The 24,056-nt window shown below is 70.8% G+C and carries 22 protein-coding genes; 18 read left to right on the forward strand and 4 right to left on the reverse strand.

The annotated features are described in order from the left end of the window. From ACWDX9_RS39145 to ACWDX9_RS39200, 12 genes are all read left to right on the forward strand, one after another. Window positions 1–377 (forward strand): hypothetical protein (locus tag ACWDX9_RS39145; protein ID WP_449963501.1); only part of this gene is annotated, 377 nt, incomplete at its 5' end. 28 nt (window positions 378–405) lie between these two features. Continuing rightward, complete coding sequence (locus ACWDX9_RS39150; protein WP_449963503.1) at window positions 406–2,664, forward strand: TOMM precursor leader peptide-binding protein; 2,259 nt, start codon at window positions 406–408, stop codon at window positions 2,662–2,664. Further along, entirely contained in the window at window positions 2,661–4,046 is a 1,386-nt protein-coding gene (locus tag ACWDX9_RS39155) for a SagB/ThcOx family dehydrogenase (protein ID WP_449963506.1), read from the forward strand. The genes ACWDX9_RS39150 and ACWDX9_RS39155 overlap by 4 nt, the downstream gene beginning before the upstream one ends. Then, window positions 4,046–4,360, forward strand: a complete 315-nt coding sequence (locus tag ACWDX9_RS39160; protein WP_350736943.1) for a hypothetical protein — start codon at window positions 4,046–4,048, stop codon at window positions 4,358–4,360. Before ACWDX9_RS39155 ends, ACWDX9_RS39160 begins: the two co-directional genes overlap by 1 nt. 45 nt (window positions 4,361–4,405) lie before the next feature. Further along, window positions 4,406–4,714, forward strand: a complete 309-nt coding sequence (locus ACWDX9_RS39165; RefSeq protein ID WP_449963509.1) for a hypothetical protein — start codon at window positions 4,406–4,408, stop codon at window positions 4,712–4,714. Beyond that, window positions 4,711–5,628 carry an ABC transporter ATP-binding protein gene (locus ACWDX9_RS39170; protein ID WP_397369650.1) on the forward strand — a complete coding sequence of 306 codons (918 nt, stop codon included), beginning with the start codon at window positions 4,711–4,713 and terminating at the stop codon, window positions 5,626–5,628. The genes ACWDX9_RS39165 and ACWDX9_RS39170 overlap by 4 nt, the downstream gene beginning before the upstream one ends. Beyond that, complete coding sequence (locus ACWDX9_RS39175; RefSeq protein ID WP_363966951.1) at window positions 5,625–6,428, forward strand: ABC transporter permease; 804 nt, start codon at window positions 5,625–5,627, stop codon at window positions 6,426–6,428. Before ACWDX9_RS39170 ends, ACWDX9_RS39175 begins: the two co-directional genes overlap by 4 nt. Next, window positions 6,407–7,603 carry a sensor histidine kinase gene (locus tag ACWDX9_RS39180; protein ID WP_449963513.1) on the forward strand — a complete coding sequence of 399 codons (1,197 nt, stop codon included), beginning with the start codon at window positions 6,407–6,409 and terminating at the stop codon, window positions 7,601–7,603. Before ACWDX9_RS39175 ends, ACWDX9_RS39180 begins: the two co-directional genes overlap by 22 nt. Further along, a complete protein-coding gene (locus tag ACWDX9_RS39185) occupies window positions 7,600–8,238 on the forward strand; it encodes a response regulator transcription factor (RefSeq protein ID WP_355201267.1) in 639 nt (212 codons plus the stop codon). The genes ACWDX9_RS39180 and ACWDX9_RS39185 overlap by 4 nt, the downstream gene beginning before the upstream one ends. Before the next feature lie 69 nt (window positions 8,239–8,307). After that, complete coding sequence (locus tag ACWDX9_RS39190) at window positions 8,308–9,438, forward strand: sensor histidine kinase (protein WP_449963515.1); 1,131 nt, start codon at window positions 8,308–8,310, stop codon at window positions 9,436–9,438. Further along, window positions 9,435–10,058 carry a response regulator transcription factor gene (locus tag ACWDX9_RS39195; RefSeq protein ID WP_449963518.1) on the forward strand — a complete coding sequence of 208 codons (624 nt, stop codon included), beginning with the start codon at window positions 9,435–9,437 and terminating at the stop codon, window positions 10,056–10,058. The genes ACWDX9_RS39190 and ACWDX9_RS39195 overlap by 4 nt, the downstream gene beginning before the upstream one ends. 260 nt (window positions 10,059–10,318) lie before the next feature. Next, a complete protein-coding gene (locus ACWDX9_RS39200; RefSeq protein WP_449963520.1) occupies window positions 10,319–10,861 on the forward strand; it encodes a hypothetical protein in 543 nt (180 codons plus the stop codon). Window positions 10,862–11,299: 438 nt separating this feature from the next. Here ACWDX9_RS39200 and ACWDX9_RS39205 read toward each other — a convergent pair whose 3' ends face one another. From ACWDX9_RS39205 to ACWDX9_RS39215, 3 genes are all read right to left on the reverse strand, one after another. After that, window positions 11,300–11,776: a hypothetical protein gene (locus ACWDX9_RS39205; protein ID WP_449963522.1), complete on the reverse strand. Its 477-nt coding sequence runs from the start codon at window positions 11,774–11,776 to the stop codon at window positions 11,300–11,302. A gap of 68 nt (window positions 11,777–11,844) precedes the next feature. After that, the gene (locus ACWDX9_RS39210) at window positions 11,845–12,327 is read right to left on the reverse strand and encodes a NucA/NucB deoxyribonuclease domain-containing protein (RefSeq protein WP_449963524.1); all 483 of its coding nucleotides are present in this window, start codon (window positions 12,325–12,327) and stop codon (window positions 11,845–11,847) included. Then, on the reverse strand, window positions 12,324–12,809 hold the full coding sequence (locus tag ACWDX9_RS39215; RefSeq protein WP_449963527.1) for a hypothetical protein: 486 nt from the start codon (window positions 12,807–12,809) through the stop codon (window positions 12,324–12,326). The genes ACWDX9_RS39210 and ACWDX9_RS39215 overlap by 4 nt, the downstream gene beginning before the upstream one ends. Before the next feature lie 1,028 nt (window positions 12,810–13,837). Here ACWDX9_RS39215 and ACWDX9_RS39220 point away from each other — a divergent pair. The 6 genes from ACWDX9_RS39220 to ACWDX9_RS39245 all read left to right on the forward strand — a co-directional run bounded on the left by ACWDX9_RS39220 (window position 13,838) and on the right by ACWDX9_RS39245 (window position 23,372). Next, complete coding sequence (locus ACWDX9_RS39220; RefSeq protein WP_449963529.1) at window positions 13,838–14,863, forward strand: macro domain-containing protein; 1,026 nt, start codon at window positions 13,838–13,840, stop codon at window positions 14,861–14,863. Between the two features lie 38 nt (window positions 14,864–14,901). Then, a complete protein-coding gene (locus tag ACWDX9_RS39225; RefSeq protein WP_449963531.1) occupies window positions 14,902–16,302 on the forward strand; it encodes a VWA domain-containing protein in 1,401 nt (466 codons plus the stop codon). Then, window positions 16,299–17,249 (forward strand): ARPP-1 family domain-containing protein, encoded by a 951-nt coding sequence (locus ACWDX9_RS39230; RefSeq protein WP_449963533.1) that lies wholly within the window; start codon window positions 16,299–16,301, stop codon window positions 17,247–17,249. The genes ACWDX9_RS39225 and ACWDX9_RS39230 overlap by 4 nt, the downstream gene beginning before the upstream one ends. 235 nt (window positions 17,250–17,484) lie before the next feature. Next, on the forward strand, window positions 17,485–20,373 hold the full coding sequence (locus ACWDX9_RS39235) for a M36 family metallopeptidase (protein ID WP_449963535.1): 2,889 nt from the start codon (window positions 17,485–17,487) through the stop codon (window positions 20,371–20,373). A 126-nt stretch (window positions 20,374–20,499) separates the two neighbouring features. Then, complete coding sequence (locus ACWDX9_RS39240; RefSeq protein WP_449963537.1) at window positions 20,500–21,780, forward strand: amidohydrolase family protein; 1,281 nt, start codon at window positions 20,500–20,502, stop codon at window positions 21,778–21,780. 350 nt (window positions 21,781–22,130) lie between these two features. After that, window positions 22,131–23,372, forward strand: a complete 1,242-nt coding sequence (locus ACWDX9_RS39245) for a low temperature requirement protein A (RefSeq protein ID WP_449963539.1) — start codon at window positions 22,131–22,133, stop codon at window positions 23,370–23,372. Here the strand turns inward: ACWDX9_RS39245 and ACWDX9_RS39250 are convergent. Beyond that, window positions 23,336–24,056: sigma factor-like helix-turn-helix DNA-binding protein (locus ACWDX9_RS39250; RefSeq protein WP_449963541.1), on the reverse strand; the 721-nt coding region annotated here is incomplete at its 5' end. The genes ACWDX9_RS39245 and ACWDX9_RS39250 overlap by 37 nt on opposite strands.

Consider the following 24,056-nt stretch of genomic DNA (forward strand, 5'->3'; position numbering starts at 1 on the left):
GCCAGGTACCCCTTGGTCAGCAGCTGCTCGGCGAGATGCCGGCGGAGCGGGAGGTTGTCCGGAGACAGGCGGGCCTGCGGGAGCGCGTGGCCAGGTACTGCGCGCCCGACGCCGGACGTTCCTGCGCGCGGCTCGTCGTGGACGCCGAGGTGGCGCTGCACACGGCCCGCCTGACCGGCGACGCGGCGCTGGAGCGGTCCGCCCGCGAGCTGGCCGCCGAACTGCTGCGCCGCCGCGACCACACGGGCCGCTGGTTCGCCGACCGGCGGCGCGCCGACCGCCTGTCCCTGTCCGCCACCGACGGGCTCGCCGCGGCGGGGCTCACCCTCCTCCGGCTCGCCGACGACCAGGTCGCCTCGCTGCGCCTCGTGCACTGACCCGAGTGCGCTGACCGAAAGGAACGTTATGGACGCCCGACCAGCTTTCCGTCGCCATTTCAGGGTCGAGGTCATCGAGGGAGACGGGGTCTTCCTGATCAACGAGCGCGACACGCACGTGCTCACCGGCCGGTCAATCGAGGCGGTGGCCGGCCTGCTCGACGGCAAGCACACCGTCAACGACATCCTGGTCGCGGTGGAGCCGGACGTCCCGCCGGAGAACGTCTACTACGTGCTCCACATGCTCAGACAGCGCGATCTGCTGGTCGACGTCACCGAGGACGTGGATCGGAGGACGGCCGCCTACTGGGAGATGGCCGGACTCCAGGCGCAGGAGGCGGTCGCCGCGGTGCGCGGCGGGCGGGCCGAGCTGCTCACCGTCGGGGAGGTGCCCGCCGAGGAGCTGCGGGACCTGCTGGTCGCCGAGGGGGTGGAGGTGACCGGCCCCGGGGAGGACGCGGCGCTGACCGTCGTGCTGACCGACGACTACCTGCGCGGCGAGCTGGCCGACATCAACCGGCGGCACCTGGCGGAGCGACGGCCATGGCTGCTGGCCCGCACGACCGGCCCCGTCCTCTGGCTGGGCCCCGTCTTCCAGCCGGGGGAGGGCGACGGCGGCTGCTGGCGATGCCTGTCCCAGCGGCTGGAAGGGCACCGGCAGTCGCTGACGTACGTGGAGGACCGGCTGCGGGCCGGCCGCCCGCTGGCCCTGCCCGCCGCCGACCTGGCGCTGACCCGCGGCGCGGGCGTGCGGCTCGTCGCGGCCGAGGCGGCGAAGTGGCTGGCCGGGGCGAGGAACCCGCAGCAGCGCGACCTGGTCACCTTCGACACCATGCGCCTCGGAGCCACCCGCCACGAGCTGCGGCGCAGGCCGCAGTGCCCGGAGTGCGGCGACGACGGCCTGATGGCCGCGGCCGCGGAGGCCCCGGTCGAGCTGCGCTCACGACCCAAGACCTTCACCGCCGACGGCGGCCACCGCTCCAAGCACCCGGAGGACACCGCCGAGCGGTACGCCCACCTGGTCAGCCCGGTCACCGGCGTCATCCGCGAGCTCACCCGGATGGACACCAGGACGCCGTTCGTCAAGGCGTACGTGGCCGGGCACAACTTTGCCAGGGAGACCCGCGACCTCGCCACCCTGCGCAAGGGGCTGCGGACCCAGAGCGCCGGCAAGGGCATGACCGACCTGCAGGCCAAGGTCAGCGCCATGTGCGAGGCCATGGAGCGCTACTCGGGCATCTTCCAGGGCGACGAGGCCAGGCGCACGGCGAGCCTGCGGGAGCTCGGCGCGGACGCCGTACACCCGAACGCCTGCTCGCTCTACAGCGACGCCCAGTACCGCACCCGCCGGGAGCTCCGCGCCACCTCCAGCTACTCCTTCGTCAACGACCCCTTCGACGAGGACGCCGCGATCGAATGGACGCCCGTGTGGTCGCTGACCGAGCGGCGGCACAAGTACCTGCCCACCGGCTACCTGTACTACTACTACAACGACTCCCGCTCCACCGGCCCGCTCTACACCTGGGCCGACTCCAACGGCAACGCCGCCGGTTCCTCCCTGGAGGACGCCGTCCTTCAGGGCTTCATGGAGCTCGTCGAGCGGGACGCGGTGGCCGTGTGGTGGTACAACCGCCTGCGCCGGCCCGCCTTCGATCTCGGCACCTTCGCCGATCCGTGGATCTCCGAGTTCCAGGAGGTCTACGCCGGTCTCGGCCGCGACCTGCATGTTCTCGACCTCACCAACGACCTCGGCGTCCCGGTGGCCGCCGCGGTCAGCCGCCGGGTCGACGGGCCGACCGAGGACATCCTCATGGCCTTCGGCGCCCACTTCGACGTGCGCATCGCCGTCCAGCGCGCCCTGGCCGAGCTGAACCAGTTCATCCCCGCGGTCATCGACGTCGGCCCGGACGGCGTCACCCGTTACCGGTTCCCCGAGCGCGACCAGGTCGACTGGTGGACGAACGCGCGCGTCGCCGACCACCCCTACCTCTCACCCACCTCGATCTCCGTGCCCGCGTCCGCCTACGCCCGGCCGGCCACCGCCGACCTGCTCGACGACGTCGAAGCGGCCCGCGCGCTGGTCGAGGAGCGCGGGATGGAGATGCTCGTGCTCGACCAGACCAGGCCCGACATCGGCCTGCCGGTCGTCAAGGTCATCGTGCCCGGCCTGCGCCACTTCTGGCGGCGGCTGGCCCCCGGCCGCCTCTACGACGTGCCCGTACGGCTCGGCTGGCTCGCCGAGCCCACCCCGGAGGAGCAGATGAACCCCATCACGATGTTCCTGTGACCGGCCCGGCACCCCTCCCCATGGTGGGGCTCCGCGAGGACGCGGTCGTCGAGTCCGCGGACGGCGTACTGACCATCGCGCAACCCTTCGGCACGGTCACCCTGCGCGGCCTGCCGCAGGCCGTCGAGTCGCTGCTGCGCGAGCTGCCCGGCACGCTGGCGGACCAGGACGATCTGGCCGAGCGGCTCCTCGCGGCGGGCGGCAGCAGCCACGACGCTGCCCTGCTGTACCTGACGCTGTCGCGGCTGAGCGCGGTCCTCGTCCACGCGGTCGAGCCGCTGCTGCGGGTGGTGCCCGTCGCCCGCGACGCCCGGTTCCGGCTGCCCGCGCTCGCTCCGAGTGACACCGTGCGCCTGTCGAGGTTCGCGCTCGTCCGCAGGACGGATCGGGGACTCGTCCTGGAGTCCCCGCTGTCCCGGCACCGCGTCACGCTCACCGAGGACGCCATGCCGCTGCTCTCCGCGCTCGGCCGCCCGGTCATGGTGAAGGAGGCGCCGGAGGCGATCGGCCACCTCGTCGCCGCCGGCATGGCCTTCGCGGGCGACGCCGAGGAGCGCGATCCCGCGCTGCGCTCGTGGGACTTCCACGACCTGCTCTTTCACGCCAGGAGCAGAGCGGGGCGACACGACCAGCCGTTCGGCGCGACCTTCCGCTTCCTGGACGAGACGCCGCCGCCACCGGTGATCAAGCAGCCTCCCGAGGGCGCCGCCGTCGAGCTGTACACGCCCTCCCTGGAGGAGGCCGCCGCGGCCGACCCGCCGTTCACCACCGTGCTGGAGTCGCGCAGATCGGTGCGCCAGTACGCCGGCCCACCGACGGTCCGGCAGCTCGGCGAGCTGCTCTACCGGGCCGCCAGGGTCAGGCGCGTCTTCGGGCCGGCGCCCGGCATGCCGTACGAGGCCAGCAGCAGGCCCTACCCGGGCGGCGGCGCCGTCTACGAGCTGGAGCTGTACCTGACCGTGGCCCGATGCGAGGGCCTGGACAGCGGCGCCTACTACTACGACCCGCTCGGCCACCGGCTCGTCACCCTCCCCGCCAGGGACGAGGACGCGCGGGCGATGCTGGCCGCGGCGAGCCTGGCCACGGGCGGGACGGCCAGCCCCGACGTGCTGATCACCATCACCTCGCGCTTCCAGCGCATGTCGTGGAAGTACTCCTCGATCGCCTACGCCGCCACGTTGAAGACCGTCGGCGCGCTCTACCAGACCTTCTACCTGGTGGCCACCGCGATGGGCATGGCGCCCTGCGGCCTCGGCAGCGGCGACGCCGACCTGGCCGCCCGCACCTTCGGCCTTGACTGGGCCACCGAGTCGTCGGTCGGGGACTTCCTCATCGGCGGCGCCCCCGCAGAGTCCGATCCGCACAGACAAGGAGACCGCTGATGGCCGAAAGCATCTACATCCTCGGGGACGAGGACCGCAGGAAGTTCGCCCGGCTGGTGGCGGCGGCGTGGCAGGACGCCGAGCTGCGGAGCCGCTACGAGAGCGGCCCCAGGGCCCTGCTGAGCCAGTACGGCATCGTCTACCCGGAAGGCGTGCCCACGCCGCCGCTGCCGCCCAAGCCGGAGGGCGAGTTCGACATCACCGACCTGGAGTCGGCCGCCGGCTCTTCCGAGCCCGGCACGGTCAGCACCATTCTCACGCTCACCAGCATGACCGGGCCGAGCGTCCCCAACACGACGGGCGACACGTTCTGAGCGACCGCGCTCTGTCCGGAACCCACACAGACAAGGAGCCTTCTGATGGCTGAGAGCATGTACGTCTTCGGGGACGAGGACCGCAGGAAGTTCGCCCGGCTGGTGGCGGCGGCGTGGCAGGACGGCGGGCTGCGGGGCCGCTATGACGGCGACCCCAGGCCCCTGCTGAGCCAGTACGGCATCGCCTACCCCGAGGGGGTGCCCACGCCGCCGCTGCCGCCCCAGCCGGATGGCGAGTTCGACATCACCGAGCTGGAGTCGGCCGCCGGCTCCGTCGCGTTCACGACGGACGGCACGGCCAGCTCGATCGGCACCGCCCTGTGCAATTCGGTCTGCTTCGGCGACACGCAGTGAGCGAGACGGTGATCGAGGTCTCCGGACTTCGTAAACGCTACGGGCAGTTCACGGCCGTGGACGGCATCTCCTTCGACGTACGCGAGGGGGAGGTGTTCGCTCTCCTCGGCACGAACGGCGCGGGCAAGACCACCACGATCGAGATCCTGGAGGGCTACCTCAGGCCCACCGAGGGCACGGTACGGGTGTTCGGCGAGGACCCGGCGGGACACCGCGCCCCGCGCGCCAGGATCGGCCTGGTGCTGCAGGAGTCCGGCCTGTTCGGCGACCTGTCGGCGGCCGAGACGGTGGCCGCCTGGAGCAGGTTCACCACCGGCGCCAGACCCGTGGCCGAGGCGCTGGAGCTGGTGGGGCTGTCCGGCCAGGCCCGGACGCGGGTCAAGCGGATGTCCGGCGGCGAGCGGCGCAAGCTCGACATCGCGCTGGCCACGCTCGGAAGCCCCGACCTGCTGTTCCTCGACGAACCGACCACGGGGCTCGACCCCGAGGCCCGCCACCGGGTCCGGGACCTGGTCAGGGATCTCGCGGCCGGCGGGATGACGGTGCTGCTCACCACGCACTACCTGGAGGAGGCCCAGGAGCTCGCCGGCCGGGTGGCCATCATGGACAAGGGCGGGATCGTCACCCAGGGCACGATGGCGGAGGTGCTGGGCCGGGGCTCGGGCCGGGTCGCCTTCGAGCTGCCCGAGGACACCGCCCTCGACGGGCTGCCCGTGGGCGAGCAGGACGCGCTCACCGTGACCGGGCGGCGGTGCGTGATCCTCACCGCCGAGCCCGAGTCGGTGGCGCACTCCGTGCTCGGGTGGGCGCACGTTCGTGGTGTGCGGCTCAGCGGTCTGGACGTCCGACAGGCGACGCTCGAAGAGGTCTTCCTCGACATCGCCGGCGCGCGCGGGGAGGAGGCCAGGACGTGACCGCCTACACGCTCGCGCACTTCCGGCTGACCCAGACGCTGTTCTGGCGCACGCCGGTGTCGGTCGGCGTCGCCCTGTTCTTCCCCGTCGTGTTCGGCGGGCTGATGCCGCTGATGCTGCCGGGCGGGACCAGGGACGGGGCGCCGGTCGATGTCGCCATCATGACCGGCGTCATCGTGATGGGCATCGCCAACCTGGGCTTCATGACCCTGGTGGAGTCCTTCGTCGTGCGGCGGCAACTGCTGATACTCAAGCGGCTGCGCGGGACGGAGCTGCCCGACCTCGCCATCTTCGGCGGGGAGATCCTCACCGTGCTGTCGATCGGCCTGCTGCAGCTCGTGCTGATCGTCGGCCTGGCCAGGGTGATGCACGGTGTCGAGCTGCCGGCCAATCCCGCCCTGCTGGTGGTCACGGTGCTCCTCGGGCTCGCGGTGTTCGCCGCGATGGCCGTCGCGGTGAGCGGCAGGATTCCCGCGCAGGGCTCCACGGTCGTGGTGAGCCTGCCGTTCCTGCTGCTCGCCATCGGCCTGTCCGGGTTCGCCTACCCCGTCTCGGCCTTCCCTGGCTGGTTGCGGATCGTGTCCTCCTTCCTCCCGTTCGGGCGGGTGGCCGAGGGGGTCAGCACCGCCTATCTCGGGCGGGACTACGTGGGACACGCGGGGGCCGGCGTGCCCCCCAAGGTGGGGATCCTGGAGGGCTTCCTGGTCATGTGGCCGGGGTGGCTCGTCCTGGCCGCCTGGCTCGTCCTCTCATTGCTCGCCGCGAAAAGGTGGTTCAAGTGGGAGCCTCGCAGAGGCTGAGGGGCGTGGGGCCGGGCATCGTACGGCTGGCCCGCGCCACGGCCGGGGTCTTCCTCGTCGGCATGGCGGCCTTCGCCGCCGTGCCGCTCGCGGAGGCGCTCGGCGCCTACTCCTCCGTCAGGGTCACGACCGCGGTCGTCCTCATCATCGGCCTCACCGGCTGCTACCTGTGGCTGGCGGTGCGGGCCGTGCTCGACCGGGGCTCGCGGTGGGATCTCGCGGTGCTGGCCGTGATGTGCGTGCCGGCCCTTGCCGTGCCGTTCGCCGCCGGGCCCACCTGGCTGAGCGTCGGGTTCATGCTTCCGCTCGCGTTCGCGGTCACGCTGCGGGGCCGGTGGGCGGCGCTGGGGTTCTTCGCCTCGCTGGCCGCCGGCCTGGTCCTGCCGGCCTCGCAGGACCTGAGCTGGGTGCTCTTCGGCTCCCTGCAGAACCTGCTCACGGCCGGCGCGCTCGCGGGCCTGACCATCTTCGCGACCTTGCTCGCCGAGTTGCAGCGCACCCGCGAGGAGGCCGCCAAGCTCGCCATCACCGAGGAGCGGCTCAGGTTCGCCCGTGAGCTGCACGATGTGCTGGGGCACAACCTCTCGGTCATCGCCATGCGGACCGAGCTGGGCACGCGGATCCCGCCCGAGGAGATCGGGCGGCTGCGCCGCGAGCTGACGGAGATCCACGACATCGCCAGTCGCTCGCTGCACGACGTGCGGGCGGTGGTCAAGGGCTACCGCGAGATGTCGCTGGAGAGGGAGCTGAGCGGGGTGCGCCGGGTGCTGGAGACCGCCGGCGTCCGATGCGACTTCGCCGAACTGCCGCCCTCGCTGCCGCCGGAGGTCCGCGTGGCGCTGGCCTGGGCGGTGCGCGAGGCGGCCACCAACCTGCTGCGCCACAGCGACGCCACCGTCTGCCTGCTCGGGGTCGACACCGACGGCGACCGCATCACGGTGACCGTCGCCAACGACGGCGTGCGCTCGGACGGCGACTCGATCGCCGCCGGCGCGGCGGCCGGGGCTGAGGCGACCGTGGGCGGGAGCGGCCTGGCCGGGCTCGACGAGCGGCTCGCGCAGGTGGGCGGGAGCTGCGGACGGCACACCGAAGACGGCTGGTTCACGCTGTCGCTGGACGTTCCTGGCCGCCTCCCGGCGGCCGCACTCACCTCTGCTACAGGAGACCGGAGATGATCAAAGTTCTGATCGCGGAGGACCACGACCTCATCAGAGGTGCCCTGATCGCCCTGCTGTCGGAGGAACGGGACATCCGCGTGGTCGAGGAGGTGTCCAGGGGCGACGAGATCGTGCCCGCCGTCGTCGGCTCCAAGCCGGACGTGGCGCTGCTGGACATCGGGCTGCCGGGCATCGACGGCCTGGAGGCGGCGGGCCTGATCAAGGAGCTGGAACAGCCGCCCCCGGTGCTCATTCTCACCAGTGTCGGCACGCCCGGTAACTTCGAGCGGGCCATGGCCGCAGGGGTGCGCGGCTTCCTGGTCAAGGACGCGCCCGCCCACCGGCTCACCGACGCCATCCGGGTGGTGGCCAGGGGTGAACGTTACATCGACTTCGACGTGGCCGCCGACGGCGGCGAGCAGGAGATCGACACCAATCCGCTGACCACGCGGGAGATCGCCGTGCTGTCGGCCGTCGCGGCCGGTGGGCGGGGCAGCGACCTGCGGAGCACCTTGGGGCTGTCGATCCACACGATCAGGAACTACCTCGCCGCCGCCCGCCTGAAGACGGGCGCCCGCAGCGACGAGGACGCCGTGCGCATCGCGCGGGCGAACGGGTGGCTGAATGAGGGATCGGCGGCCGCCGGTAGTTGATTCGCGGGCCAGGAAGGGGTCACGATCAGTACGAAATCATGATGCATCCCGACATTTGGGAGCCCGCCGGTGGCCCAGGACAGCGAAGCGCAGGTCAGGTGGTTGACGACGGCCGTCGTCGCGGTCACCGGGGCGCTGTGGGGGCTCACCCCGCTCGCCTTCCTGCTCAACGGCGATCCGGGCCGGGCCCTGATGGCGCTCGTACTGCTCGGAGGGCTGCTCGTGGTGTACGCCAGGATCGTCGCCCGGCACATCGCGGGCACGAGCCAGGGGCCTCACCGGGCGCGGACCTTCCTGCTGTTCGCCGTCGTCGTCTACGGGGCGATCCCGTTCCAGGGATCGGTGTGGATCTACACGCCGCTCATCGTCGCCACCGCCGGGCTGCTCCTGCTGCCCTTCCGCTACGGCGTCATCGTGCTCCTGGTGGTGGCCGCCGCCGAGTACCCGCTGACGCTCGTCGAGTGGGCCCCGGTGGCATCCTCCGCGGCGCAGCGGAGCGCCGGAGTGCTCGTCGCCTCGGTGGTCGCCGCGGGCATCGTGCACTACGCGAGGTTCGTCCGGGAGCTGCGCGAGCTGCGGGTCGCGCTGGCCGAGATGGCCGTGGACCAGGACCGGCTGCGGCTGGCGGGGCAGCTGCACGACCTGCTCGGCCAGACGCTGGCGTCGATCACCCTGAAGACGGAGCTGGCCCTGGCCCTGGTCGACGTGGACCGCGGGCGGGCCGCCGCCGAGCTGGAGGGGACGATCGCCATCGCCGGCGAGGCGCGCGCGGAGATCGGCGAGGTCGTGGAGGCCAAACGCTCGCTCGACCTGGGCGCGGAGCTGACGGCGGCCGCCGCGCTGATCGAGCTCACCGGCGCGAGCTGCGACCTGCGTCTGGGCTTCAAGGAGATCGACAAGGAGACCGGTGGCGTACTCGGCTGGATAGTACGCGAGGCGGCCACGAACATCGTCAGGCACAGCGACGCCCGGCACTGCCTGATCGAGCTGGACGAGGTCGACGGACGCGTTCAACTGCTGGTGCGCAACGACGGCACTCGCCGCGAAACGGGCCATCAACCCGGTTCGGGGCTCGCCGGGCTGCGCCGGCGGGTGGAGAAACTGGGCGGATCCCTGGAGGCGGGCGCCACCGGGGAAGGCGTGTTCCAGCTGCGGGTGTGCCTGCCCGCCGTACACGATCGGGAGAGTGGTCACCGGTGATTCGCGTCCTGCTCGCAGAGGACCACGGCGTCGTCAGGGGCGCCCTGACGGCCCTGCTGAACCTCACGGGCGACATCGAGGTCGTGGCCGAGGCCGACCGAGGTGACAAGGTCGTCCCACGCGCTCTCGCCTGCAGCCCGGATGTGGCCGTCATCGACATCGAGATGCCGGGCGTCGACGGCGTCGAGGCCACCCGCCGTCTCAGACCGGCGATGCCGGACTGCCGCGTGCTCATCCTCACCGGCCTCGCCAGCGCCGGGCTGTTGAAGCGGGCGATGGAAGCGGGAGCGAGCGGCTTCCTGCTCAAGGACGCCCCCACGGAGCGGCTGGCCGAGAGCATCCGCCGGGTCTCCCAGGGCGAGCGGGTGATCGACGCCTCCCTGGCCCTGGCCGCGATGAGCGCCACGGTGACCCCGCTCACCGAGCGGGAGGTGGCCGTGCTCGGCCTGGTCGGCTCGGGCGCCAGCACCGGCGAGATCGCCGCCGAACTGCACCTGTCGGCCGCGACGGTCCGCAACTACATCTCCAGCGCCATCACCAAGACCGGCGCCCGCAACAGGACCGACGCCGTCCGCATCGCCGCCGAATCAGGCTGGATCGAGGGCCTCCGCCACACCTGACCGGCCCTTGCTCGTGCGGTCCTTGCTCATGCGTCCCTTGCCCATCCAGCCCTCGCTCATCCGGCACCCGATCCCGGGGGCGGCCGGTCGCGGCGAATGCGCGACGCCACACCTGACCGGCACCTGCTCATCCGGCACCCCGATCCCGGGGTCGGGCGGGCCCGGCGAAAGCGCGACGACAACGCCACGACAGCGCCACGACAGATCCCTTTCCTAACGTGTCCGTGTAAGGGGCCCGGTTCGACACGGAGGGAAAACACATGCGTGGAAGGCAACTCGGCCTGGTGGTGGCTTCGGCGGCCGTCGTCACAGGGGCGCTCCTGACCGCCCCGGCCGCGGCGGGGGCGGCGACGACCACGGGCACGACAGCGGCGACGACGGGGGCGGGGACGAGCACGGGGACGACAGCGGCGACGACGGGGGTGCGGGCGGCGGCAGGGCCGATCGACTGCGGCGGCTGGTGGCACTACACCGGAAACAACCCGCAGTCCGTACGGATGGTGCGGTGGGGCGGCGCCAACGGGCGTCCCCAGTTCAACGTCATGTCCGGCTACATCCAGGGCATCCAGCACGGCTGGGCCCAGCTCTCCGGGGCCAAGAAGGGCGACTGGGTCACGCTGGACGTGACCACCGACGGCGGCAGGACCTGGGGGTACTGCGGGCCGTTCGAGGCGCGCTGGGACGGCGAGATCGTCATAACGCCGGCCGCGCGCACGTCGAGCGACCCGAACCTGAAGTTCCGCGCCTGCGGCGCCCCGGCCGGAGTCCCCGGCAGCCGGGCGGTCTGCACGACGCCCTGGTGATCTGACCCGGGGTACACGTCAGGGATACGAGGCGTGACGGTGGAGTGCGCACTTTCCCCGGCCAGTAGGTCGGTCCGGTGCTCGGGATGGCCAAGCCTTCCTGATGCCGCAGATGCTGTTCTTCCTAACCTGCACCAGGTGAAGCAGCAGGTCTCAAATCAGGCCTTGCTCTGCAAAGAGCCGGTAATTCTCGCCGAACCGCCCCCGCCCGAAACCCTGGCTGCATGTCGTACCCTCGGGCCATGCAAGATCGTCCGGTTTCGCCCACGACCACAGCCGCGGACGAAACCGGACATCATGCGGCGACTTCGTCCAGCAGGTGCTGCCGGAGCTGCTCCAGAACGGCGCTTCATCCAGAATCCTGAACCGTGCATAGAAGGCGCTCGGCGGGCGACGAATTGCCCTGGGTCTGCATAATCGAAAAAGGCAAAGCTCGAGTTAGAAAGGCGGCAACCAGAACTGAAGAGTGAACAGATCCACCTCGTAGATATATCGCGGGAAGAGGGGCTCTCGGTCGTTATCGAGGAATTTCCAACGGACGCGCAGCCGCCAGGTCGTCGCGCGGCGGCCGAGGTCGAAAACCGCGTTGTGATGCGAGAAGCCCGGCACCATGCTCATCGCGCTGATCCTGCCGGTGCTCAGGTAGACCTCGCCGGTCCAAGCGCGTTCCCCTGAGCCGTCAGGGGGCGGCTCGCCGTCCCACAGTTCGTAGCGGACGTACGGCACACCATCTGGCTTCAACATCACCGCGTTGGGACCAACGTCTATCCACTCCCCGGGCCGGGGACCTCCGACGGACCACGGACTGGGCTCATCCCGTAAGTTGTCCTCGCCGACACCGATGTCAAAGATCCCATACAAGTCCTTGACGTCGTCTTCGATCAAGGATGCGGTCATTTCGGTGATGAGGCTCACCCTTTCCCTCCATAAGGGCCGCCCAGGACGCAAGGGCGCCCCGGGCGGGTTCCGACTCTGCTACGAGGTCAGCCGAGTTTTACGAAGAACTTGTCCCAGGCGATTATCCGGTTGTTGTTGAGCCAAGCTCCGAGGACGGTTCCGTGTGCCACGTTCTCCTCCTTCGGGATCAGTTTGACCGAATAGTTGTGCCGGGGTTTGGCGAACGCCGCTCCTTGCCAGGTTGCCGCGAATGGAAATTCGTCACAGCTCAGGCCCTGCTTCTCCGATTTGGGGATCCAGCCGAACTCCTTGTCGCACGCCTCTTGTGCCGCGCCCCGGTTAGCGGCGTTGTCCGTGCTGTACGGCGTGCGGGTGAGCGGGTTGCGGGGGCTGCCGCCGGGGATGTTCTTCGGTGAGACGATATCGGGGTATGTCGCCCCACCCGGCTCCGGATGCGTGACCTTCGTAGGGTCAAGCGCCAGCTTGACGTGATCGTACATGTTGGGGAATTTGACCCCCTTGGAATTCTCGTCCGCTCTGGTCATGGTCAGAGCGGGCACGGCGTTCATTCTGACGCACCCCCCTGGTTGAGGTTGTACCACGTCAGCGACGGCGATTTGTCGCATCGCACCATGTCCGAGACGGGGTCCGCGACATGCACGGCGGCCAAAACATAGCGCGCTTTCATCGTCCCGGTCACCGTGCACTCGCCGAGTTCGTGATAGCCATCGCGCCGATTGGGATAGAACCGCTCAGTGATCTGCCACTGCTGCGTGTTGGCCGCCCATTCGGCGGGAGTGCGGGGCTCGGTGCCAGTTGCTTCGCCGCGCATACAGTTGCTGGTGTTGCCGGGGAAGGCGGGATCGGCGACCAGCGTGGGGAAGGATATTTCGGCGCTGTTCGCCAGCACGCCGGACTGCGAGTCGACGATCACATGCTTGGCCACGTTGACATGGCGCACGTCCTGCTCGGCACGGAGGCGGTATATGAGACGGCCCTTGACCTCGGAGGTCAGCCCTCCGCTTATGTAGAGGCGGGCGGACCACTTCACGATGCGGCAGTATGAGAACCGGTTCTTGACGTAGCCGGCCTTCGTCGCCGCCCTCGGCTCGGACAGGCATTCGGAGTAGCGAAGACCACACCGCAGACGGGGCTCACCGCAGCGGCATTGATTTCCTACAGAACACCCGCACACGAAGAGAAACGCGCGTCAGGGGCTTTGATGCGTCCGGTGGTGCGCGGCTGTGGATGATCGCTTGCGGATGATCGTGCCAAATGCGTGCGCACGACTGACGGCATGCAACGCCCTCGCTGAGCCCCTCTACCAACCACTTGTGATCATCGCCCTTTCGCAAGCCATTACGGGAGTCCGCAATATCCGATTCCACAAAAGTGCTTCAGAACAGCCCCTTTCGCCGCTAAAACACGCAGGTCAGCGAGAGTGCTCCCTGCGAACGTGGGGATGGTCTCGTCTTGCCTCTCCGGGTCGGCGCGACGATCACATATCACTCACCGGAAGGGACGGTTCCTTTGGACAGCCAGTGACTGCATGAGGGTGCAGCAACAGCCCGAGCAGATTTGACTGTGCCAAATACGTGCGCAATCTCGTTCCGCTGACTCCCTCCCTGCCTGTCTGACCTGGGAAAACATCGGGAAGGCTCGCCTGGCTCCTAATGCGGTGCACCCTGCAGCGAACGGGTGGTCGGGTAACGGGCGATCAATGTCGCCCCGGTTGGCAAATAGACGACGCGGCATCGGCCCACCTTGCTCTGAAGGCGCCCGGTCCGGGGTGGGCATCAGGCGGCCCACCGCTTCGCAGGTCAACGGGTGGGGTCGATGGCGCCGTCAGGCGCGGGTGCGCCGTCAGGCGCGCCACTGGGAGGACAGTCCGAGCGGAGCGAGGTCCTTTGTGGTCGGGGTGGGTATCAGCAGGCCCACCATCCAGTCGGGCAACGGGTGGGGTGGTTCTCGGCCCACCTACCCCCGTCAACTTCGCTGACGTATTAGCCTGATAATCGCGTCCCGTTTTTTCGGATGGGAGGGCGGATGAAGGCCGATCCCGTTGTTCTGCTTACGGCGGTGTTCAGTCTCGTCCTCGGTCTCGGGGCCTTCGCCTGGCAGTGGCGTGCGCCGGACGGTGGAAACGAGCGGGTGCACATGATCTCCTGGACCCTGCTCGCGCTCTTTCCCGTCACGCTCCTGTTCTCATTCTTCCCGCAGAGCCAATTCTCCGCCGAGATCAAGGGTGCCACCATGACGGGCGCCGTCGGGCTGTGGGCGTTCATCTGGTGGTACGGGCTGCGTTCCATGCGCACCGCGGGCCGGGCCGACGAATACCGGAAGGAGATCCGGGCGCTGCGGGAGCGGATCGACACGCATGCGAAGATGCGGCGGCCGCAGCCCATCGAGGAGACGCGCACGTACGAATACACGGTCCACGGCCGGCCCTCCCGGCGGCTCGTGCTCATCACCGGCGACCTGCGCAACGTCAAGGACGTGGACGTCTGGGTGAACTCCGAGAACACCGACATGCAGATGTCCAGGTTCCACGAGCGGTCGATCTCCGCCGTCATCCGGTACGAGGGCGCGCGGCGCGACCCCCTGACCGAGCGGGTGGTCGAGGACTGCGTGGCCGACGAGCTCGGCCGGCGGGTGGGCGCCAACGTGCCCGTGGAGCCCGGGACCGCCATCGTGACCGGGGCGCACCAGCTCGCCGAGCGCAACGGCGTCATGGGCATCGTGCACGCCGCCGCCGTCCACGGGGCCGCCGGCGTCGGGTACCGCCGGGTGGACAATCTGGGTACGTGTGTGCGCAACGTGTTCCTGCGGGCCGAGGAGATCGCCGACGGCGGGCGGCGGGCCGCCTCGATCGTGTTTCCCATCTTCGGGACCGGCGAGGCGGCGGCCGACGTCGAGTCCACGGTCCAGAGCATGCTGACGGCCATTGTCGCCCACCTGACCGACGGCCGTCCCCGGCACGTCGAAACCGTCTATTTGCTGGCCTACACCGACGCGGAATTGGCGGTCTGCGAAAAAGCACTTGACGCGTCCGCGCATATCTCTCCGGCCGGGAAGGCCGGGAAGAAACGTACCCGGCAAAAATAAGTGTCGCCCGGCGGGCCGGATTCCTTAATCTCGATGCCGTGGACATCCCGACTCTTCTCCAGCATTTCAGGACGCACGACGCCCCTTTGGTCCTGTCCAGGGGCGGCGATCTGGCCTGGGACGACGCGGAGCTCCACCGCACTGCCCGGCTGAGCGACCCCGAGGGATACGCGCTGCTGGCGCTGGTGCCCGGTGTGCTCCCCTGGCAGCGGGCCCGCGTGCTGCTGTGCACGCTGGCCGCCTCGCAGGACGGCCTGGACGAGCGCACCCGCGCGACCCTGGCCAAGGTCACGAGGGCGCTCATGTTCGGCCTGCCGCCGGCGTACGCCGTCACCGCGCTCCTGGCGCTGCGGCGGCTGCGCGTCAACCACAAGCACGCCACGCGGGCAGTCGTCGCGTTCGTCCTGGAGCACCCGCAGGCGGACGCGCTCATCGAGGCGCGCCGGCCGGCGCTGGTCGACTGCTTCGAGCACGCGCTCGGCAAGGCGACCGCGCGCGGGTGCGCCCGCCTGATCGCGGAGGGCGACACCGGCTCCGGCCGGCTGCGCAGGAGCCTGCTGCGCTTCACCTCCGACCCGGCCTTGGCGATCGGGCGGGTGCGCGCGCTCTACGCGCCCGGCACGTACGGCGCGGAGGCCCCGCAGGAGCCGCCCGCGCCGCTCGACCAGGTCGGGGAGCGCCCGCCGATCGTGACGCCGACCAACCGGGGCGACATCGCCGCGACGCTGGTGCACCTCTACCGGGGTGGACCGGCCGCCGAGCTGCGGCCCGCGCTGGCGGGCTACGTGGCCGAGGCGACGCGCGGGCTGCCGCGCCTGGCCGGCCACGTGGCCGTGGTGCTCGACACGTCGGGCTCCATGCGCGGGTACGGCGACCGCGAGTGGGCGGTCATGTCGCAGGCCGCGGCGCTGAGGCTGGTCCTGGCCGAGGTCTGTGAGCGCCTCACGGTGGTCGAGACGGGTGAGGTTTGCGAGCGCCTCACGGTGGTCGAGACCGCCGAGGCCCCCGAGGTCCGTGAACGCCTCACGGCGGTCGAGACCGCCGAGGCCCCCGAGGTCCGCGAGCGCCTCACGGCGGTCGAGACCGTCGATGGCGCGACCGACCTGGCGACCCGGCTGCTCGACGCCCTGGACACCCGCCCCGACCTGGTGGTGATCGTGACCGACGGCTACGAGAACGTCCTGCCGGGCGACCTGGCCAGGGTGGCGGCCACGCTGCCCCGGGCGGGCGTCACCACTCCGGTGGTGCTCTGCCAGGCCACGTTCACCGCCGGCGACGACCTGACCCTGCGCGACCCGGCGCCGCAGCTGCCGCGGCAGCCGTTCTGGCATCAGGACGACTTCGCCGGGCTGCTGCCGTGGCTGTTCGGCCACTGCGCGCCCGGCCGTGACTGGATCCGTACGGCCATGCTGAGCCGACTGGAAGGAGGACGCACATGACCGCACTCGAGACGCTCCTGCCCGCGCCGCTCGACCTGCGCGGCTACCGCGCGGGCGCGCCGCAGCGCGCCGGGGCGCTGACCATGGTGCCGGTCTGGGGCCCCGAGCGGCCCGGCATCGTGCCGCCCCGCTCCGGGCTGAAGCTCGAGCGGGTCGTCGGGTACGGCCAGGTTGAGCTGCTCAACGGCGTCCGCGAGGGTGTGGCGATCGTGCCGCTGCACATCGGCTACATCCAGGACGCCGCCCAGAACCACGCCCTGTGCTCGGCGGCGCTGATGGGCGCCGGGCAGACGAGGCGGTTCGACGACGCCTGCTGCGTCCAGGCCAGTCAGGGCGGCTACCTGGAGGGCCGCGACCAGTGGTTCTTCGTGCTGCCGGTCGAGCTGCGGGCCAAGGCGCTGGAGCTGCGCGGGTACTACGACTACGCCAAGCTGTGGCCGGACATCTCCGAGCTCAACGCCGCGTGCGGGTTGCCGTCGCGCGGGCACCTGGAGCAGATCCTGTCGCGCAAGCGGGCGACGCTGACCCAGTTCCAGAGCCGGCTGGAGCTGCTGCCGGGGCAGCTCGGCGCGCTGTTCTTCGTGGGTGACAGGTTCGCGGGGCTGGAGCTGGCGCCCGATCCGGTGTACTTCGCCGAGATCTGGATGGCGCTGGTCTGCTTCGCGTACGGGGTCGCCGCCTGGCGGGCCGAGCCCGAGCGGGCCCACGCGGAGCCGTACGAGGCGGGCAGCCTGGCCGAGCTGCGCGCGGAGCTGGCGCGCGACCGGGCAGCCCGTCAGGCAGAGGTGGCCTCCTGGCTGCCCGCGCCGGTCGGTGACGTGCGCATGGTCGAGGAGGAGCGCTACCTCGACCTGCGGCTGTCCACCGTGACCGGCGACGGGCTGGCCGGTCAGGTGGTCACCGAGCACGGGCGGCCGGTGTACGCGTCGCTGTTCGCGAGCCGGTAAATCCGGTTGCGGCGGGTCCACGACGACAGGTTGAATGATCAGTGCGGGAACTGCGCCGGGCACGGCGGGCTCAACCCCTCATGCCATGTAAGGGCGTCGTTTTGAGAACGGCTCTATGGTCCGCCGAGGCGCCGGCCACCGGTCCCGCACTGAGATCTTGCCAGCCCCCAGACTCGGTGTTACCTCTTGCGGGATGCGTGCAATCCGCGCATCCCTGAGACGCAGGAGGGAACCGTTGTCCTGGTTACGCAGTGCACTCGTCGCCGTCGCGCTCGCCGCGTCGGCACTACCCCTCGCAGGGCCCGCCCGGGGCGAACCCGGCGGGCAGGCCCCCGTCCATGACTTCCAGGCCGAAGAGCACGGCAAGGCGGACGTGGACAACCGGCAGGGCAGGGTCGCCCCGCCCGCCGGGCTGAACGCCCGCAGCGCCGGGGCGGCGGCCGAGATCCGCTGGAACCCTCTCGGCACCCCCGCGGCCGTCACCAGCGCCGAACCGCTGGCCGAAGGACTCGGGTCCGATCCCGAGCAGGCCGCCCGCACGTACCTCAAGAACAACCCCACCGTCTTCGGCCTGTCCGCGCAGGCGGTGGACGCGCTGGAGCGGGTCGCGGTCAACCCCGTCGGCGCGGGTCACGCCGTGCTGCTGCGCCAGCGCTTCGGCGACCTGCCGGCCGGCGTGGACGGCCTCGTCGCGATCGGCGTGGTGAACGGCCAGATCAGGCATGTCACCTCCTCGCTGTCCCGCGAGACGGAGGCGCCGCCTGCCGCGACGATCACCGCGCAGCAGGCGCTGGAGATCGCGGCCAGGGACGGCGGCATCGACCTGGCCACGGCGGCCACCAAGCAGGCCACGCCGGTGGCGGTGCCCGCTCCCGACGGGGTGCACAGCGCGTACCAGGTGGTCCTGATCGGCGGCTCGAGCGGCGAGGCGGCGGGGTACACGACGCACGTGGACGCCGTCAGCGGCGCCATCCTCGTACGGGAGAACCTGGTCGACCACTTCGACCCCGAGAACCCGCGCTGGAAGGCCTTCCCGGCGAACCCGCGCGACGACTACTCCTCCCGCGACACCCGCCAGACCTGGTGCTTCGCGGCGGGCCCCGGCTGCGACTACGTGACCGGCGGCGACCCGGCGACCGGCAAGGCGTGGGACGTCGACCACACCACGGACGCCTCGACGAACACCAGCGCCGGCAACGCGACCAAGACGACCGAGAACCGGGCGAACGGCGACCCGTTCTCCGTCGGGACCCGCACGAACGTGCTCACCCCGAGCAGGAACTACCTCTTCCCGTGGAAGAACACCTGGCACGAGTCCAAGTGCGACCCGGCGGTGTTCGACCAGGACGGCGAGGCCGACCTGGAAGCCGCCATCGCCAACCTGAACGCGATGCACAACCGCATGCACGACTGGTCGTATCGGCTCGGCTTCACCGAGACGGCCTGGAACATGCAGGCGGACAACGGCGCTCGCGGCGGTCTCGGCGGCGACGCCGAGCAGGGGAACGCGCAGGCCGGCGCGCGGGTGCTGTCCGTGCGCGACAACGCCAACCAGATCACCGGCCCTGACGGGCTCGCGCCGATCACGAACATGTACCTGTGGCAGCCGATCGCCGGCTCGTTCTACTCGCCCTGCGTGGACGGCGACTACGACATGTCGGTCATCGGCCACGAATACACGCACGCGATCTCCGGCCGCATGATCGGCGGCCCGAACGCCGGCTGGAGCGGTGCCCAGGCCGGGGCCATGAACGAGAGCACCTCCGACCTGTTCGCGATGGAGCACCTCTTCGAGTACGGCTTCCGCCCCTCGGGCCTGACCCCGTACGTGACCGGCGGCTACGTGACCGGGGACAAGGAACGAGGCATCAGGAACTACGACATGTCCAAGTCGCCGCTGAACTACAGCGACGTCGCGTACGACATCGTCGGCCAGCAGGTGCACGCGGACGGCGAGATCTGGTCGGCGACCCAGTTCGACGTGCGCGCGGCGTTCGTCAAGCGGTACGGCGACGGCACGGCCAGGCAGCAGCGGGCCTGCGCGGACGGGCAGACGCCGGTCGAGCGGTGCCCGGGCAACCGGCGCTGGGCGCAGCTGTCGTTCGACGCCCTGCTGCTGATGGCCTCGGGCGCGGTCAGCTACGTCGACCACCGCGACGCGCTGCTGGCGGCCGACGCGATGCGGTTCGGCGGCAAGAACCAGGACATCATGTGGCGCGCGTTCGCCGAGCACGGCCTGGGCAAGGGCGCGGCCAGCACCGGCGCGAACGACGCCGACCCGACGCCGAGCTTTGTCAACCCCGCGGGCAAGAACGGCTCGCTGCAGCTCAAGCCGCTGGGTGAGGCGAAGGGTGCGGCGCTGCGGCTGTACGTGGGCGACTACGAGGGCCGCGCGGTCCCGGTCGCCGACACCGACCCGGCGACGCCGCTGGGTGACACGGTGGAGATGACGCCCGGCGTGTACTCGTTCATCGTGGCGGGCAACGGGTTCGGGCACACGCGGCTGAAGTTCGTCGTGGTGGGCGGCGTGCAGTTGCCGCTCCCGCTGCCGCTGACCCGCAACCTCGCCTCGGCGGCGGGCGGCGCGACGGCCGCGGGCGACGGCGTCAACCAGGCCAAGCTGATCGACGAGACCGAGGCCACGAACTGGGCCTCGCTCACCGGCGCGCCCGCCGGCAAGTCGGTCGTCGTGGACCTGGCGGGCGACGCGCCGGTCAAGGTCCGCCGCGTGCAGGTGAGCGCGATGCTGCGGCCCAACGTCAACGACGCGGCCGACCCGGGCGGGCAGAACCGCTTCTCCAGCGTGCGCTCGTTCGAGGTGCTGGCCTGCGGTTCGGGCTGCACCGACCCGGCGAACTTCACGAAGATCTACACCAGCCCCTCGGACGCCTTCAAGTCGGGGCTGCCGCGTCCCCGGGGCGCCGACATGATCTTCAAGTCGTTCGACGTGCGGGCCACGAGTGCCACGCATCTGATGTTCCGGGTGCTCAGCACGCAGTGCACCGGCAATCCGCTGTACGCCGGTGAGCAGGACCAGGATCCGAACTCCGCGACGGACTGCGCCACGGCCAGCCCGCAGCGGGAGCAGGTGAGGGCGGCCGAGTTCCAGGCGTTCTCGCACTGATGTCGTGATTCTGTACGGCCCGCGTCCTGTTGGGCGCGGGCCGTTCGCGTGCTTGCTCCCTGGTAGTTCGAGGCCGTACTATTCGAGGCGGATCTAGTTAGATGTCGAATTATCTGGGGGAGAAGTATGCGTACCCTGATCAGTGGTGTCCGGGTCTTCGACGGCGAGCGGACCGTGCCGGCGGCCGACGTGGTGATCGACGGCGACCGCATCGTCACGGTCGCCATCGGCGGCGACGGCATCGGCACGGGCGCCGGCCCCGCGGACGCCGAGATCGGCGGCGACCGTATCGGCGCGGTCGCCGGCCCCGTGGACGCCGTGATCGACGGCGCCGGGAAGACCCTGCTGCCGGGCCTGATCGACGCGCACACGCACGCCTTCGAGGGCGATCTGGCCGAGGCGCTGACGTTCGGCGTCACCACCGAGCTCGACATGAACAACCTGCCGCCGCTCCTCGCCGCCCAGCGCCGCCAGGCCGCCGAACGCGACGACGTGGCCGACATCCGCAGCTCCAGCATGATCGCCACCGCCCCGCACGGGCACCCGACCCAGATCATGACCGCGGACGTGCTCAAGGCCCTCGGCACGGACCGCACCCTCGACACGGTGGCCGACTCGGGCGAGGCCAAGGCGTTCGTGGAGGCGCGGCTGGCCGAGGGCGTCGACTACCTCAAGATCGCCATCGACGACGGCGGGTCGTCCGGGATGCGGCTGCCCGCCCTCGGCCCCGAGCTCGCCGCCGTCCTGGTCGAGGCCGGGCACGCCGCCGGACTGCGGGTCATCGCGCACACGGTCACCGCCAGGGAGGCGCTCATCGCCCTCGACGCGGGCGCCGACGGGCTGGCGCACCTGTACTCCGACGTGAACGAGGAGCGGGCCGAGGAGATGGCGGCCAGGATCGCCGCGTACGACGCGTTCGTGATCAGCACGATCACCTACATCGAGGCCGTCACCGGCGACCCGAACGGCCGGGAACTGCTGCGCGACCCGCGGATCGCCGCGCGCATGTCGGACCGCTCGAAGGCCACGTTCGGCCGGGAGTGGGCGGACATCCCCATGCACTCCCAGGGCACCATCAACGCCTCGCACGCGGCCACGGCCCTGCGGCGGGCGGGGGTGCCGGTGCTGGCGGGCACGGACTGCACCCCGTTCGGGCCGGTGCACGGGGCGGGCCTGCACCACGAGCTGCTCCTGCTGACGGAGGCGGGCTGGACGCCGGAGCAGGCGCTCGCGGCGGCGACCGGCACCACGGCCCGCCTCTTCGGCCTGACGGACCGGGGCCGCATCGCCCCTGGCCTCCGGGCCGACCTGCTGCTCGTGAACGGCGACCCGACCACGGACATCACGGCGTCCCGGGGCATCGAGGAGGTGTGGCGAGGTGGCGTACGACGTAGGCGGACCGCCTGACCCCCGCCCGTTGCCCGACGAGGCGGTGGGCCGACTGACACCCACCCTGCCAAAAGGATCAGCCCGGTCGATTGACCGCGTAATTGTTCGATCGGTCGTTACCCATTTCGGCCCACGATGCTTGCCGGCTGGGCGAGATCGGCCTGACCGAGGTGATGGCCGCGCTCAGTGATCCGATCCCGGTCGGCCTGGTGAAGGGTGCCGGCCGACGGCCGTGACGCGGGTGGGGCGAGTCGCAGGCGCCGGTGGCCAAGTCAACGCTCAACTGTGTCATGCCGAGTTGTCACAGACCGGCCTGCCGCCCTGTCTTACAGACGGACCGGACGTTGCGCAGCGACAGGAGCGAGACCTTGCCACCCACCGGCATCACCATCCGCCTTCGGGTCCGGATGAGCGCCCGCCCCATCGACGAGCCGCACCGCGCTTCGAGCCAGCTCGAGCTGCTGTTCGACCTCACCTTCGTGGTCGCGGTCGCCGCCGTCACCGCCCAGCTCGCGCACAACCTCGCCGACGGTCACGGCCTCGCCGCACTGGTCCCGTTCCTCCAGGTGTTCTTCGCGATCTGGTGGGCGTGGATGAACTTCACCTGGTTCGCCTCGTCCTACGACACCGACGATGTCGCCTACCGGCTGCTGACGATGGTGCAGATGGCCGGCGTGCTGACCCTCGCCGCCGGCGTGCCCGCCGCGTTCAGTCACTCCGACTACGGCATCATCACCCTCGGCTACGTCATCATGAGGATCGGGCTCGTCGCCCAATGGCTGCGAGCCGGTCTCGAAGACCCGGCCGGCCGCCGCACCGCGTTGCGCTACGCCGCCGGCATCAGCCTCGTGACGGCGGGCTGGGCGCTGCGCTACCTGTTCGCGGAGCTGGGCCTGCTGCCCTCCTTCGTCGGACTGCTGGTCCTTGTCCTCCTGGACGTACTGGAACTCTCGGTGCCGCGGTGGGCCGAACGGGCCAGGCCCACCACCTGGCACCCGCACCACATCGCCGAGCGCTACGGCCTGTTCACGATCATTCTGCTCGGTGAGAGCGTGCTGGCCGCGAGCAGGGGAGTCGAGGGAGCGCTCGAAGCGGGCCAGATCAGGGGAGCCTTCGTCGTCATCGCCGGTTGCGGGCTCGTGCTGCTGTTCGCGCTTTGGTGGCTGTACTTCCTCATCGAGGCGGGGGAGGGGCTCAGTGACCGCCGGCATCGCTCGTACCTGTGGGGGTACGGCCACTACGGCATCTTCGCGGCACTGGCGGCCCTCGGCGCCGGGCTGGAGGTGGCGGTGGAGCAGAGCGGGCACGCGGTCGCGGCGTCGCCGCAGGCACTCGGCTACGCGGTCGCCATCCCGGTCGGTGTGTATCTCGCGCTGCTGTGGGCGGCGCACGCGCTGGTCGCCGCCGAGCCCGTCATCTATCCCGCCGCGGTCCTGGGCTGCGTCGCCGCCGTTCTGCTGCTGCCGCTCGCGGCGCCCTGGATCGGGGTGGCCGCCGTGGTCGCGGCGATCACGGCCCTCTGCGTGCTGCTGGTCGCCGTCTCGATCACGACCGCGGCCGTCGGGACGCGTCGTCAGGGCCCGCGGCTGTCCACCTCCGCCGAGTCGTGACCTTCGGCGGCGGTGGACACCGCGGTGAGCTTGGCGGGGTTCATCATCCACAGCACCTGGTCGATGCCCTGGTCCGAGGCGTTGACGGTGAGGACCGTGAACACCTGTCCGTCGCGGCTCAGCAGCGCTGAGGTCTGGCCGTTCGTGCTCGCCCAGGCCACCTCTACCCCGGCCCAGAACCGGCTCGCGAACGCCCTCACGTACTTCGCCACCCGCTCCGCGCCCGCCACGGGGAACCGGGAGGCGCGGACGGCTCCGCCGCCGTCGGAGTAGCTGATCACGTCGGCCGCGAAGAGCTCTTCCAACGCGGTCATGTCGCCGGAGCGGGCGGCGGCGACGAAGGCGATGAGGAGGCGGCGTTGTTCGGCTTGGGTGACGGGGGTGCGGCGGGCGATGAGGACGCGTTTGCGGGCTCGGCTGACGAGCTGGCGTACGGCGGGTTCATTGAGTTCGAGGATGTCGGCGATCTGCCGGTAGGGGTAGTCGAACGCCTCGCGTAGCACGTAGGCGGCGCGTTCGGTGGGGGAGAGCCGTTCCAGGAGCAGCAGGACGGCGAATTCCAGGGCTTCGGCGCGTTCGGCGCCGAGGCAGGGGTCGGCGCCGGTGTCGACGGGTTCGGGCAGCCAGGGGCCGAGGTAGGTCTCGCGGCGGACGCGGGCGGATTGCGTGGCGTTGATCGCCAGC

Source organism: Nonomuraea sp. NPDC003201 (assembly GCF_053590415.1).

Coding starts and splice junctions, on each gene's coding strand:
- ACWDX9_RS39150 (WP_449963503.1), top strand. CDS start 406: ATGGACGCCCGACCAGCTTTCCGTCGCCATTTCAGGGTCGAGGTCATC.
- ACWDX9_RS39160 (WP_350736943.1), top strand. CDS start 4,046: ATGGCCGAAAGCATCTACATCCTCGGGGACGAGGACCGCAGGAAGTTC.
- ACWDX9_RS39165 (WP_449963509.1), top strand. CDS start 4,406: ATGGCTGAGAGCATGTACGTCTTCGGGGACGAGGACCGCAGGAAGTTC.
- ACWDX9_RS39185 (WP_355201267.1), top strand. CDS start 7,600: ATGATCAAAGTTCTGATCGCGGAGGACCACGACCTCATCAGAGGTGCC.
- ACWDX9_RS39200 (WP_449963520.1), top strand. CDS start 10,319: ATGCGTGGAAGGCAACTCGGCCTGGTGGTGGCTTCGGCGGCCGTCGTC.
- ACWDX9_RS39210 (WP_449963524.1), bottom strand. CDS start 12,327: ATGAACGCCGTGCCCGCTCTGACCATGACCAGAGCGGACGAGAATTCC.
- ACWDX9_RS39230 (WP_449963533.1), top strand. CDS start 16,299: ATGACCGCACTCGAGACGCTCCTGCCCGCGCCGCTCGACCTGCGCGGC.
- ACWDX9_RS39240 (WP_449963537.1), top strand. CDS start 20,500: ATGCGTACCCTGATCAGTGGTGTCCGGGTCTTCGACGGCGAGCGGACC.